This is a genomic window from Staphylococcus kloosii, from assembly GCF_003019255.1.
GTDB classification, from domain to species: Bacteria; Bacillota; Bacilli; order Staphylococcales; family Staphylococcaceae; genus Staphylococcus; species Staphylococcus kloosii.
The window spans coordinates 53,592-68,631 of sequence record NZ_CP027846.1 but is presented as its reverse complement, the minus strand read 5'-3'; the positions used below and the strand labels follow the sequence as shown (position 1 = coordinate 68,631).

9 protein-coding genes, 1 tRNA gene and 1 other RNA gene are annotated in these 15,040 nt (G+C 35.5%); 8 read left to right on the top strand and 3 right to left on the bottom strand.

Annotated features, from left to right (window positions below; genetic code table 11):
* Positions 1-8: 8 nt before the first annotated feature.
* Positions 9-1,253 (top strand): ammonium transporter, encoded by a 1,245-nt coding sequence (locus C7J89_RS00340; protein WP_103295738.1) that lies wholly within the window; start codon positions 9-11, stop codon positions 1,251-1,253.
* A gap of 37 nt (positions 1,254-1,290) precedes the next feature.
* On the opposite strand, the gene C7J89_RS00335 is transcribed toward C7J89_RS00340, so the two are convergent.
* From C7J89_RS00335 to gltC, 3 genes are all read right to left on the bottom strand, one after another.
* Positions 1,291-2,076 carry a YibE/F family protein gene (locus C7J89_RS00335; protein ID WP_103295739.1) on the bottom strand — a complete coding sequence of 262 codons (786 nt, stop codon included), beginning with the start codon at positions 2,074-2,076 and terminating at the stop codon, positions 1,291-1,293.
* A complete protein-coding gene (locus C7J89_RS00330) occupies positions 2,073-3,185 on the bottom strand; it encodes a YibE/F family protein (protein ID WP_103295740.1) in 1,113 nt (370 codons plus the stop codon). Before C7J89_RS00330 ends, C7J89_RS00335 begins: the two co-directional genes overlap by 4 nt.
* 96 nt (positions 3,186-3,281) lie before the next feature.
* Positions 3,282-4,169 carry a glutamate biosynthesis transcriptional regulator GltC gene (gene gltC, locus C7J89_RS00325; protein ID WP_061853411.1) on the bottom strand — a complete coding sequence of 296 codons (888 nt, stop codon included), beginning with the start codon at positions 4,167-4,169 and terminating at the stop codon, positions 3,282-3,284.
* Positions 4,170-4,311: 142 nt separating this feature from the next.
* On the opposite strand from gltC, the gene gltB reads away from it, so the two are divergent.
* The 7 genes from gltB to ffs all read left to right on the top strand — a co-directional run bounded on the left by gltB (position 4,312) and on the right by ffs (position 14,896).
* Entirely contained in the window at positions 4,312-8,808 is a 4,497-nt protein-coding gene (gltB, locus tag C7J89_RS00320) for a glutamate synthase large subunit (protein ID WP_103295741.1), read from the top strand.
* A 19-nt stretch (positions 8,809-8,827) separates the two neighbouring features.
* Entirely contained in the window at positions 8,828-10,291 is a 1,464-nt protein-coding gene (locus C7J89_RS00315) for a glutamate synthase subunit beta (protein WP_061853409.1), read from the top strand.
* A gap of 61 nt (positions 10,292-10,352) precedes the next feature.
* A tRNA-Ser gene (locus C7J89_RS00310) sits at positions 10,353-10,445 on the top strand.
* Positions 10,446-10,634: 189 nt separating this feature from the next.
* Entirely contained in the window at positions 10,635-12,062 is a 1,428-nt protein-coding gene (gene treP, locus C7J89_RS00305) for a PTS system trehalose-specific EIIBC component (RefSeq protein ID WP_103296026.1), read from the top strand.
* A 79-nt stretch (positions 12,063-12,141) separates the two neighbouring features.
* Positions 12,142-13,779, top strand: a complete 1,638-nt coding sequence (gene treC / locus C7J89_RS00300) for an alpha,alpha-phosphotrehalase (RefSeq protein WP_170066450.1) — start codon at positions 12,142-12,144, stop codon at positions 13,777-13,779.
* Between the two features lie 20 nt (positions 13,780-13,799).
* A complete protein-coding gene (gene treR / locus C7J89_RS00295; protein WP_103296024.1) occupies positions 13,800-14,525 on the top strand; it encodes a trehalose operon repressor in 726 nt (241 codons plus the stop codon).
* Between the two features lie 102 nt (positions 14,526-14,627).
* Positions 14,628-14,896: signal recognition particle sRNA large type (gene ffs / locus C7J89_RS00290), an RNA gene on the top strand.
* Positions 14,897-15,040 lie beyond the last annotated feature (144 nt).

Here is a 15,040-nt window from a genome sequence, read left to right as displayed (position 1 = left end):
AGGATGCAATGAGTGTTTATGATACATTATTCTTATTTTTATGTACGTTACTTGTCTGGTTAATGACGCCAGGTTTGAGTCTGTTTTATGGTGGTTTAGTACAATCGAAAAACGTTTTAAATACTGTGATGCAAAGTATGTCTGCAATTGTTATTGTTACATTCGCTTGGGTAATTGCCGGTTTTTCTTTTAGCTTTGGTCAAGGAAATATGCTCTTTGGTGATATTACATATTTAGGATTAAATCATGTTGGGTTCGATGTTCAAAAAGATTTATCTCCGCATGTACCTTTAGCCTTATTTATGTTGTTCCAGTTAATGTTTTGTACCATAGCCGTATCAATTTTGTCTGGTTCCATAGCTGAGAAAATGAAATTCATTCCTTATCTAATATTTGTTTTTTGTTGGGTGTTACTCGTTTATAGCCCAGTGGCTCACTGGGTTTGGGGCGGTGGTTGGATTGATCATATTGGTGCTATCGATTACGCTGGAGGAACAGTCGTACATATATCTTCAGGGGTCTCTGGATTAGTCCTAGCAGTCATGATAGGCGCCGGGAAAAATTTCGATAAAAGACCACCACATAACTTAGTTATTACGTTAATTGGAGGTATATTCGTTTGGTTAGGCTGGTATGGTTTTAACGTAGGAAGTGCTTATACTTTTGATTCAATAGCATTAACTTCATTCGTTAACACGGTACTAGCAGCAAGCGCAGGTGCGTTGGGTTGGTCCATCGTAGAATACGTTCAGAAAAGAACGACAAGCCTTATAGGTATGCTATCAGGGATGTTAGCTGGTCTAGTAGCGATTACGCCTGCAGCTGGATTCGTTAATTATGGCAGTGCAGTTGTTATCGCCATAATCGGTGGTATATGTTGTTATTTTGCAATCAATTATATCAAAGTTAAATTGAAATATAATGACGCACTAGATGCCTTTGGAATTCATGGTATTGGTGGTGTCGTAGGAGCGATTTTAACAGCGGTATTCCAATCCCACAGTGTAAATAGTTCTATTAGTGACGGCGTGATCTTTGGTGGTAACTTTATGGCATTAGTCGTACAAATAGTTGCTGTCATTGTGACGATTGTGTTTAGTGGTGTAGTAACGTATTGTATCGCTAAAGTTATTAGTTTTGTAACTGAACTTGGTACTTCGGAAGTAGAAGAAGAAAAAGGTTTGGATAGTATAGTGCATGGTGAAAATGCTTATTTTAATGGAGAGTTAAACAAATTAAATAGACGTTATTAAGCATAATAAAACCAAGATAATATTATCTTGGTTTTGTTTATTCGTTATATTCTTCTGTAGTTTGGATAGGGTGTTTGCTCGTTTTAATCATTTTTGCAGTTAGCCAAGCCGTAATTGGTATGCTAATCGCCACTGCAATTCCGCCTAATATAATAGATATAAATTCTTGAACGAAAATTTTAGAATTAATAATATGACCGAATGAATAATTTAATTTGAAAAACCAAAAGAATAGCGTTAATTGACCACCAAAATAGGCGAGATAAATTGTGTTGGCAGAAGTAGCCAAAATTTCTCTGCCGACACGCATGCCAGAGTGGAACAAATCAGCTTGCGATAAATTATTATTCGTTTCATACAATTCATAAATAGGTGAACTTATTGTTATTGCTAAGTCGATCACAGCTGCTATTACGGCTAATAAAACAGTGAAGACCATAAACTTAACCATATCAACACCTATATTCATTGAAAATACATACGTTTCGTCTTGTTGTTCTGTCGTAAATCCTTGTAAATGCCCTATAGAAACAGACAAGTAGATACCAGCGATTAAAATAATAGTTGTTAATATTGTTGCGTAAAAGGCTGCTTTTGTTTTGACGTTGTAACTATTAAGTACGAATAAGTTGCAGGCAGCAACTGCAATACAAAAAATTACCGTTACGATATAGATTGGTGCGCCTAATACGATAAAAATGATAGCAAATAAAAGAATTACGAAATTTAAAAATAATGTTAAAAAGGAAACTAATCCTTTTTTGCCACCAAATATAATCATCAATGCAAAGAGAATAATGGCTAAAATAGGTATTACGTTCATTGTTTCGCCCCTCTCAATTTATGAATAAATTGCATTAATACGATGGTTAAAGGGATTGTTAGGACGATACCTATACCACCAGTAATGGCGCGTGCTACTTCTAATGACCAATTCATCGATAATGTATAAGTAATGGTGTTGGCATTTTTAATGTAGATTAATATCATTGGTAAACTACCTGACAAGTAAGAGAATAATAAGATGTTTGTCATCGTACCCATGATGTCTTGACCAATATTCCGTCCTGCTAATGCCCAACGTGTCATTGTTATATTAGGATTGCGACGTAATATTTCATACATACCACTTGCTATAGTTATTGCTACGTCCATAACAGCACCTAAAGAACCGACGATTACTGAAGTTAAAAAGACTTCTTTAGGAGGGAGTGTTAAAAAGCTCATTGTTTCAAATTTTAAGCCTTCTCCTCCGGTAAATGTGATGACCAATTGCGTGATGCCAATACAAATAAAAGTGCCTAATAATGTACTTACGATGGTTACTAACGTTCGCCAGTGCCATCCGGTTACTAATAGCAATGTGCATGTTGTAGAAATAATGATTGCTATACTCATTAAGCCAAATAAATTAAAATCTGGTGCCACGTTATGGATAGCGATGGCCGATAGCACCGCAACTGTATTTATGACTAACGATAAAATAGACTGTAAACCGACTTTTCTACCTACTAAAAGTATTGTTAGTAAAAATATGCCGGTTACAACGACGACTAAACTATCTCGTTTTTTCTCCAAAATATAACCGTCACTTGGTTTTTTATCTATGTGCATAAGAACTTTATTGCTTTTGGTAAATTTCTCACTGTCGGCTTGTGAAGCTACATATGAATTTTTGATTTTTGTTGTTTGGCCTTCAAACTTGCCGTTCAACATATGTATAGTTAGTACCTGTTGATGTTTTGTATCTGAGTTATGATGTTCATCTGTTACATTAGATGTTTTGACATTTTGAACGTCAGTAATTTTTCCGATAGGCATATGATAGAATTTATCATTGACTAAAGTAAATAAAAATAAGCCAATAAAAAAGATACAAAAGATAAAAATAATCCAATTAAATGGACGATTGAACTTTGATTTTAAATTCATGAATACTACTCCAAACCTACTTAATTTGACAACGTGATTATACGCCCGTAAAAACAATATTTCAAAAATTTATATCGAAAATAACTCATTTTCACCTTAATGATAGGTTGATGCGCGACTTAGTAAATTGTCGATAGTTGTTTTTAGTTCTTTGATGTCGTGTTTATGATTATCTTTTCGAAGGGCACAACAAATCGTACGTTTTAATTGAGTGTGTTCGAGAGAGATTTCAATCCATTGTTGATCGTTTTTATCTAACATTTGATAAGAAGGCGCGATAATATAACCTCTATTTTTAGTTAATAAATATTTGGCGATTTGTTTATGCGTAATTGTACGAACTGGTTTTTTAGTTTGTTGTTCTAAGGTTTGTATGATATTTGAAGGTATACCGTACAGTTGATAAATTTGTGTATTTGCAAACTGTGACAATGGTGGATTGGTCGCCATAGCTATAGGATTATCTTTTGGTACATAGATATGATATGTTTCTTCAAATAATGGAATAATTTCAACGTCGTTATTGTGCTTAATGTCAGGTGTTAAATCCATAAGTGCAACATCGATTTGATTAGAGAATAAGGCGTTGGCAATTTCAGTTTCTTCCATTAACATGGGTTCAATTTTTGTGTCGCTAGCATTTTCGAAAGTTTGTATAAGTAATGATAGTACTTGAGAAATATAACTGTTTACATAACCCAGTCTAATTGTAAAATTGTCTAGTTCCGATTGATTATGGAATAAACGTATCGTTGACTCGGTTTGTTCAATAATTTTTTTAGCTTCTATAAAAAGTGTTTGTCCAGCTTCAGTTAAATAAATATTTCTACCCTGTCTTTTAAATAATGTGATTTGTAACTCTTCTTCTAGTTGAGTTATTTGTCTGCTGATTGCTGACTGAGCAATATCTAGTTCTAATGCTGCTTCAGAAATATGCTCACGTTTAGCAACTTCTATAAAATAGCGTAATTGCTTAATTTCCAATGATTTTCACCCTTTCTTACGCAATCATTCTAATAATTAGAATAATATCATCTATTTTATATATTGAACAGAATAATAAGCTGATATATAGTATTACCTATTCATAAAATATTCTGAATTTTTCGTAAAAGGGGTGAACATCATGCTCAAAAATGGCACAAGATTAGGCTTATATGATAGTCGAGAAGAACATGATGCTTGTGGTATCGGGTTTTATGCCAATATGAATAATAAACGTACGCATGATATTGTGTTGAAATCATTGGAAATGCTACGTAGATTAGACCATCGTGGGGGAATTGGAGCTGACGGTGTAACAGGTGATGGTGCAGGTATTATGACTGAAATACCATTTGAATACTTTGCTAAACATGTCGATTTCGACCTACCAACCGAAGGGCAATATGCCGTTGGGTTATTTTTTGCTAATGAGAAAATTGCTGGGTCTAAACATGAAAGTCCATTTAATGCTTTCTTTGAAGGCGAAGGGCTTGAAGTATTAGGCTATAGAGATGTGCCTGTTGATACTGATGCAATCGCACCTCATGTGGCTAAAACGATGCCTCATATTCAACAAGTGTTTGTAAGTTTAAATGATGTTGCACACAAAGAAAAAGCACTTTATTTAGCTCGTAAACAATTAGAACATTATGGTAATGATCAAGAACTAGAATTATATTTTACTAGTCTTTCACATAAAACAATCGTTTATAAAGGTTGGTTAAGATCTGACCAAATCAAATCATTATATAAAGATTTATCACATGAATCATACGTTTCTAAATTAGGTCTAGTACATTCACGTTTTAGTACTAATACTTTTCCTAGTTGGAAACGTGCACATCCTAATAGATTATTGATGCATAATGGTGAGATTAACACTATTAAAGGTAATGTTAACTGGATGCGTGCACGTCAAGAGCGCTTAGTCGACACTGTTTTCGGAAAAGACAAACATAAAATACATGAAATTGTCGACGAAGACGGTAGTGACTCTGCGATTGTAGATAATGCATTAGAATTTTTATCTCTTTCAATGGAACCAGAGAGAGCAGCGATGTTGTTAATACCTGAGCCTTGGTTATACAACAAATCCAATGATGCAAACGTACGTGCATTCTATGAATACTATAGTTATTTAATGGAACCGTGGGATGGTCCTACAATGATTTCGTTCTGTAACGGAGACAAAATCGGTGCGCTTACTGACCGTAATGGTTTAAGACCGGGTCGTTATACAATTACAAAAGATAATTACATCGTTTACTCTTCAGAAGTTGGTGTTGTCGATGTACCTGAGGAAAATGTCGCATATAAAGGCCAATTAAACCCAGGTAAATTGTTATTAGTAGATTTTAATAAAAATAAAGTTGTCGAGAACAATGAGTTAAAATCACATATTGCAGACGAATTACCATATGAAAGTTGGTTGAACCAGTTTAAAGTAGATTTAGACCTACGTAACGTGTCGTATAAATCATCAAATTGGGACGAAGAGACATTAACACGCTTACAAAAACAATTTGTTTATACGAAAGAAGAAATGGACAAGTATATGACTGAACTTGTCGAAAGTAAAAAAGATCCGATAGGTGCGATGGGTTATGATGTGCCGATTGCTGCTCTTAATGAAGAAGATGAATCACTATTTAATTATTTCAAACAACTCTTTGCGCAGGTTACTAATCCGCCAATTGATGCGTATCGTGAAAAAATAGTGACGAGTGAGTTATCTTATCTAGGCAGTGAAGGTAATTTGTTGAATCCTACAGAAGACGCCTTAAATCGTATTCAATTATCGAAACCAGTACTAACTGAAGCACAGTTAGAAGCGATAGAAGCAAGTCGTTTTAATGTGAAACGCTTATCTACCGTTTATAACAAGGGGCTAGAAGAAGCACTCGAAGAACTTGGTGATGATGCGATAGCAGCTGTTAAAAATGGTAGTGAAATTATCGTATTAGATGATAGCTTTTTAGTATCACAAAATGGTTACGCAATTCCAACGCTATTAGCGGTAAGTCATATTCATCAATTATTAATTCGCAAAAACTTACGTATGGATACAAGTATAATTGCGTTATCGGGTGAAACACGAGAAGTACATCATGTTGCGTGTCTATTAGGATATGGCGCAAATGCCGTTATTCCATATTTAGCGCAACGTACGATTGAACAACTGACACTCAATGGCCGTATCGAAGGTGAAATTGAAGAGACAGTTCAAACGTATACGGATACTTTATCCGAAGGTGTTATTAAGGTCATGGCTAAAATGGGTATTTCTACTGTTCAAAGTTATCAAGGGGCACAAATCTTTGAAGCGGTAGGATTAGCTCACGAAGTCGTTGATAAATACTTTACTGGCACTAAGTCTAAATTGTCTGGTATCACATTAGAATTAATTGATAAAGAAAATAAAGCACGACAAAGTAAGTTAAGTAAGTATATTCAACCAGGTAGTACATTCCAATGGCGTAAACAAGGTCAGTATCATGCGTTTAATCCGACTTCTATTCATTTGTTACAACATGCATGTCGTCTAAATGATTACGAACAATTTAAAGCATTTTCAAATGAAGTAAATACTAAACGTACAGATCATATTCGTCATTTGATGGAATTTAAAAAACAAACACCAATTAGTATAGATGAAGTAGAACCTGCAAGTGAAATCGTGCATCGTTTTAATACGGGAGCGATGAGTTATGGTTCTATCTCGGCAGAAGCACACTCTACTCTAGCCGAAGCAATGAACAAAATTGGCGGTAAGAGTAATAGTGGTGAAGGTGGCGAAGACCCTAAACGTTATATTATTGATGAAGAGGGTCGCAACCATTCGAGTGCTATTAAGCAAGTCGCTTCTGGACGTTTTGGGGTAACAAGTGATTACCTTCAACACGCTAAAGAAATTCAAATTAAAGTTGCGCAAGGCGCTAAACCAGGGGAAGGCGGACAATTGCCAGGTAGTAAAGTATATCCGTGGATTGCTGAAGTAAGAGGATCTACACCAGGTATTGGTTTAATTTCACCACCGCCACATCATGATATTTATTCAATTGAAGACTTAGCACAATTGATCCATGATTTAAAAAATGCAAACAAAGAAGCAAATATTACAGTGAAACTTGTATCAAAAACAGGTGTCGGTACCATTGCAGCAGGTGTGGCTAAAGCATTTGCAGACAAAATCGTTATCAGTGGCTACGACGGCGGTACAGGAGCTTCACCAAAAACGAGTATTCAACATGCCGGTGTGCCATGGGAAGTAGGCTTAGCCGAAACACATCAAACATTAATGATGAATGATTTACGTTCACGTGTGAAAGTTGAAACAGATGGTAAATTACTAACTGGTAAAGATGTCGCATATGCATGTGCACTAGGTGCTGAAGAGTTTGGCTTTGCTACTGCGCCACTCGTAGTATTAGGGTGTATCATGATGCGTGTGTGTCATAAAGATACTTGTCCGGTAGGTATTGCTACACAAAACCAAGATTTACGTGCTTTATTTAATGGTAGAGCCGACCATGTAGTTAACTTTATGCATTTTGTAGCAGAGGAGTTACGTGAAATCTTGGCAGAATTAGGATTAAAATCTGTAGATGAATTAGTTGGCAGAACAGACTTATTACAACGCGCGCCACATCTGAAAGATCGTCCAAAGGCAAATACAATGGATGTCGAAGCGTTGCTATACAAACATGACGGTGATCGTTTTAACAAAATTGAACAAAACCACCATCTTAAAGAAGGTTTTGATTTAAATTATTTATATCCAGATGCTCAAGAAGCACTTGAACAAGGCAATTCCTTTAAAGGTGAATATACGATTAATAATGAACAACGTGACGTTGGTGTTATTACAGGTAGCTCAATTACACGTGCGCATGGTCCAGAAGGATTACCTGAAGATACGATTTTCGCATATACACAAGGACATGCAGGTCAAAGTATAGCTGCATACACACCTAATGGATTGACTATTCACCATACTGGTGATGCAAATGACTATGTTGGTAAAGGTTTATCTGGAGGTAAAATTATTATCAATGCTCCAAATGAAACACGTGAAGATGAAATTATTGTCGGTAACGTTTGTTTCTACGGTGCTTCTCAAGGTAAAGCGTTCATCAACGGTCGTGCAGGTGAAAGATTCTGTATACGTAACAGTGGTGTCCAAGTAGTCGTTGAGGGTATTGGCGACCACGGTCTAGAATACATGACTGGTGGACGTGTACTCATACTTGGCGATGTTGGTAAAAACTTTGGTCAAGGTATGAGTGGTGGCGTAAGTTATATCTTCCCATCGGATGTTGAACAATTTAAAGAAGTAAATAAACTAGATACTTTAGATTTTGATCGTGTAACAGTTGAAGAAGAACGTAACGTCATTAAAGAAATGTTAGAAGAACACGTTAAATATACAAATAGTAAAAAAGCAATTGAGGTACTTAATGACTTTGATAATATAGCTGATAAAGTGGTCAAAGTGATTCCGAAAGATTTCAAATTAATGATGCAGAAAATCGATATTCAAAAACGTGAAACACCTCAATTAGATGAAGCGTTACTTAATGCATTTAACGATAAACGCACTCATTTAGAGCCAGATCAACAATTAACAGCTGTATATTAATCATTAAGGGGGGATTTGCATGGGTGAATTTAAAGGTTTTATGAATTATGATAAACAACAACTCGATGAATTATCATTAGTTGATCGTTTAAAAAATCACTCTGCATTCCAGCAGCGCTTCACACGTGAAGAAGCATCTATACAAGGTGCACGTTGTATGGATTGTGGTACACCATTCTGTCAAACGGGTGAACCATTTGGCCGCGAAACGATTGGTTGTCCTATTGGCAACTATATTCCTGAATGGAATGATTTAGTATATAGAAAAGATTTCAAAGCTGCATATGAACGTTTAATGGAAACAAATAATTTCCCGGAATTCACAGGATATGTTTGTCCAGCGCCATGTGAACAATCATGTGTAATGAAAATTAATCGTGAATCAGTAGCTATTAAAGGTATAGAGCGAACAATTATTGATGAAGCTTATGAAAATGGCTGGGTTCAGCCAACTATTCCTGAAGTTCGTAAGGACGAAAAAGTAGCAATAGTTGGTAGTGGTCCAGCTGGGCTAACTGCTGCTGATGAATTAAATAAATTAGGTTATAACGTGACGGTTTATGAACGTGCGCAAGAAGCGGGCGGACTACTAATGTACGGTATTCCTAATATGAAATTAGATAAAGATGTCGTTCGTAGAAGAATCAAAGTTATGGAAGAATCAGGCATCGAATTTCAAACGGGCATAGAAATTGGTGTTGATATTTCAAGAGAAGCATTAGAAGAATCTTATGATGCAATTATTTTATGCACAGGTTCTCAAAACGCTCGTGATTTACCTTTAGAAGGTCGTATGGGTCAAGGTATTCACTTTGCGATGGATTATTTAACAGAGCAAGCGGAATATTTAAATGGTGAAATTGACGAAACAACAATTACTGCAGAAGGTAAAAATGTCATCGTTATCGGTGCGGGTGATACAGGTGCCGATTGCGTTGCCACTGCATTAAGAGAAAATTGTAAATCAATCGTGCAATTCAACAAATATACAAAACAACCTGAAGCAATTGAGTTTGAGACTAATGAACATTGGCCATTAGCAATGCCGGTATTCAAAATGGACTATGCCCATAAAGAATATGAAGCGAAATTTGGTATAGAGCCAAGAGCTTACGGTGTACAAACAATGCGTTATGACGTTGATCATATTGGTAACGTTAAAGGTGTTTATACTCAAATTTTACAAGAAACTGAAGAAGGTATGGTTGTAGTAGACGGCACTGAACGTCATTGGCCAGCTGATTTAGTATTACTATCAATTGGTTTCGTAGGTACAGAAACTACAGTACCTCATGCATTTGATATTCAAACTGAACGTAATAAAATTGTTGCAGATAATAAAGACTTTAAAACGAATCAGTCTAAAATATTTGCAGCAGGTGATGCAAGAAGAGGTCAAAGTTTAGTCGTTTGGGCAATTCAAGAAGGAAGAGCCGTAGCCGATTCGGTAGATAGCTTCTTGAAAGCTAAGGCGCCAGTTTAAGAATAAGATTTTTTATTGACTTTTAAAACGAGCTATAATAATATTATTGTTGTGTTCGTTTGGAGGAATACCCAAGTCCGGCTGAAGGGATCGGTCTTGAAAACCGACAGGGGCTTAACGGCCCGCGGGGGTTCGAATCCCTCTTCCTCCGCCATTAATAAATAATCCAAGACTAATAGATACAAAAGGCAAGTATTCAAATTATTGAATACTTGCCTTTTTTAATGCTTTTGGCACGTTTAATTCAATGATGGAATGTTTTGTAAGTGAAAGTGAAAGCCTTTACATAACTTGTCTATACATGTATAATCTCATTAAGATATAAAGATGGGAGTGAATTATCTTGGCTGTAAAAAGAAAAGATGTTCAAGATATCGTTGCAGCAATTGGGGGAAAAGAGAATGTCGACACAGCCACGCACTGTGTCACTCGTTTGCGTATAGTGTTGAAAGATGACGATAAGGTAGATAAGGATAAATTAAGTGAGAATGATTTAGTGAAAGGCCAGTTTAAAGCGGATAACCAATATCAAATAGTTATTGGTCCCGGTACGGTCGATGAAGTTTATAAACAATTTATCGAAGAAACTGGTTCTTCTGAAGCATCTAAAGATGATGCCAAAGCAGTAGCGGCGCAAAAGGGAAATGCGCTACAAAGATTAATCAAATTGTTGGGGGATATATTTATTCCGATCTTACCAGCAATCGTGACTGCTGGTTTGCTTTTAGGGATTAATAACTTATTAACGATGGAAAATTTATTTGGACCAGATCCATTAGTGAAACAATTCCCACAACTTGGAGATTTCTCGGATATTATTAATGTAATTGCAAATACTGCTTTTACATTTTTACCAGCACTTGTTGGTTGGAGTAGTATGCGTGTGTTCGGTGGGAGTCAAATTCTTGGTTTGGTATTAGGTTTAATACTAATGAATCCTCAATTAGTACCACAATCTGATATTGCTAAAGGCCATATCCCTACATGGAATATTTTCGGCTTGCACATTAAACAATTAAACTACCAAGGACAAGTATTACCAATATTACTTGCGACATACGTATTAGCACAAATTGAAAAATTCCTGAATAAACGTGTGTTAGATTCTATTAAAATGCTTGTTGTAGGACCTGTATCTTTATTAATCACAGGATTTTTAGCGTTTATCGTTATCGGACCGGTAGCTTTATGGATTGGTACTGGTATTACAAACGGCGTTACCTTTGTTTTTGAACATGCTGGTTGGTTAGGCGGTGCGATTTACGGATTATTCTACGCACCATTAGTTATTACAGGACTACATCACATGTTCTTAGCTGTAGACTTCCAATTAATGGGCAGTCATTTACAAGGCACTTACTTATGGCCAATCGTTGCAATTTCTAATATTTGTCAGGGTTCTGCTGCATTTGGTGCTTGGTATGTCTATAAAAAACGTAAAATGGTTAAAGAGCAAGGTTTAGCTGTAACTTCAGGTATTTCTGGTTTCTTAGGCGTAACAGAGCCGGCAATGTTTGGGGTCAACTTACCTCTGAAATATCCATTCTTAGCATCTATTATAACTTCTTGTGTATTAGGAGCGATTATCGGTGCAAGTGGCGTACTTGGTAAAGTTGGTGTTGGTGGTGTACCTGCATTTATTTCGATTCAAAAAGAATTCTGGGGCGTATATTTAGTTTGTACGTTACTAGCCATCATCGTACCGTTTGTTTTAACGATAATCTTATCTCGATTCAGTAAAGAAGAAACAAAAGAATTGGTAGAAGAGTAATAAAGGCTATACAACAACAAATAAACTCGCTATGTTGATTTAGCGAGTTTATTTTTCATAAAAAGTAAAGGTGGAATGAATCATGGCGCAAAATGATTGGAAAAAGTCTGTAGTTTATCAAATTTATCCTAAGTCATTTAATGATACAACTGGGAATGGAGAAGGCGATATTAACGGCATAATTGAAAAACTGGATTACTTACAATTTCTAGGTGTAGATTACTTATGGTTAACGCCAGTGTATGAGTCCCCGATGAACGATAACGGTTATGATATTAGTGATTATTATAAAATTAATGACCAATTTGGGAATATTGATGATTTAAAAGCGTTAATTGAACAAGCCCATCAACGTGACTTGAAAATTATGTTAGATATAGTAATTAACCATACTTCGACAGAGCATGAATGGTTTAAAAAAGCTTATTCAAGCGTCGATAACCCTTATAGAGATTATTATTTCTTTAGACGTTCCGCTAATGATGTACCACCTACAAACTGGGAATCTAAATTTGGTGGTAACGCTTGGAAATATGATCCTGAAACTGAAACATATTATTTACATTTATTTGATGTAACGCAAGCGGATTTGAATTGGGATAATCCGCAAGTAAGAAGTGAACTTTACGATGTTATCAATTATTGGATTGATTTTGGTGTCGATGGTTTCCGTTTTGATGTGATTAACCTTATTTCGAAAGGCGAGTTTAAAGACTCTGAAAAAATAGGGAAAGAATTTTATACAGATGGCCCACGTGTGCATGACTATTTACATGAAATGAATCGTCATACTTTTGGTGATAAAGACATGATGACAGTCGGTGAAATGTCATCTACTACAATTGACCACTGTATTAAATATACTAACCCCGAACGACAAGAATTAAGTAGTGTCTTCAATTTCCATCATTTAAAAGTAGATTACGTCGATGGAGAAAAATGGTCTAATGCAAAGTTAGACTTCTTGAAGCTAAAAGAAATATTAATGGAATGGCAACTTGGTATCTATGAAGGTGGAGGATGGAACGCTATATTTTGGTGCAATCATGACCAACCACGTGTCGTTTCAAGATTTGGTGATGATACGACAGAAGATTTAAGAGTACGAAGTGGCAAAATGTTAGCCATTGCGCTGCATATGCTACAAGGTACACCATATATTTATCAAGGCGAAGAAATAGGCATGACCGATCCACATTTTACTTCAATAGAACAATATAGAGATGTAGAATCATTAAATGCATATAAAGCCATGCAAAATAAAGGTTATGATGAAGCGGAAATAATAGAGATATTAGGACAAAAATCACGAGATAATTCTAGAACGCCAGTACAATGGACTAACGAACGTAATGCAGGATTTACTACTGGTACACCATGGATAGAATTACCTAATAATTACAACAAAATAAATGTCGAAGCAGCTATTGCTGATAAAAATTCGATTTTGTATGTATATAAAAAATTAATTGAATTACGACATAAACACGATATTATTACGTATGGTAGTATAGAGCCGTTATATATGGACGATGAACATTTATTTATCTATAAACGTCATTATAAAGGCGAAACTTGGCTTGTCATTTCGAACTTTTCAAAATCGGCTATAACATTACCGAAAGATTTGAATATCGAAGGCGATATTATACTGCAAAATGGCAAATGTAATAGTGGCACTATAGATGGATTTGGAGCGATAGTAATTGCTCAATAATAGGTAGAAGAGTGGAAAACATGGGAAAGAAAAAATTTGTTTTAATATATGAAACATTAAAATCAGCAATTTTATCAGAAGAGCTAACGTACGGTGAACGTATTCCTTCTGAACATGACTTAGTTGAATATTATCAAGCTTCTCGAGAAACTGTTAGAAAAGCACTTAACTTATTAGTTAGCGACGGTATGATACAGAAGATTAGAGGTAAGGGTTCTGTTGTTATTTACCAAAATATTACAGAGTTTCCGTTTGCTGACTTAATGAGCTTTAATGAAGTGAAAAATGATTTACAACTACAATATCAAACGAGGGTAATTACATTTGAACAGATTAAAGCAGGTGAAGAGCCGTATATTAAGGAACAGCTAGGACTAACGGCCAGCGCTGTATTATGGCATATAGTTAGGTTGAGAATGTTAAATGATAAAGTAAAGATTATTGACGAAGATTATCTTGTGGCTGACATGGTACCGGACATTACTATAGAAGATGCGCAATCATCAATTTATCATTATATAGAGAATGTATTAGGACTTGAAATTAGTTATTCTAATAAAGCCATTACTTTTGAACCTTTTGGTGATTTAGAGTTTGAACAATTTGGAAATATAGAACCGCCTTATACTGCTACGGTCAGAGGCATTGTTCATTTAAAAAATACTGAACGCTTTCAATACAATATATCAAAACATCTAGCTACCGAATTTAGATTCAATGATTTTTCGCGTAGAAGAAAACTGTAAATAGTTGTTTTGTACGTTAAAAGGCTATTAAAAAAACAATTATCAATAAGTTCGGTCATATGTCTTGCAATGAAGTTGTAAATTATAGTATTATAAACTTTGCCGTGCTAGGTGGGGAGGTAGCGGTTCCCTGTACTCGAAAACCGCTTATGCGAGACTTAATTCCTTTGCTGAGGGTGTATTTTTGTGAAGTCTGCCCAAAGCACGTAGTGTTTGAAGATTTCGGTCTTATGCAATGTGAACCCATGAACCATGTCAGGTCCTGACGGAAGCAGCATTAAGTGGATTATCATATGTGCCGTAGGGTAGCCGAGATTTAGCTGTCGACTTTGGTAACGTTTGTGAATTACACTCGATGCAAAGGTGCACGGTTTTAAATTTTAAAATAATTAAATTACATAAATTGAGAACGACTTATAGTTGCTATAAGTCGTTCTTTTTTATATTATGATGAAAAAATAGTATGACGAGAATATTTGTGGAGAATAGTGTAATATTTACATAACGAAGACGAT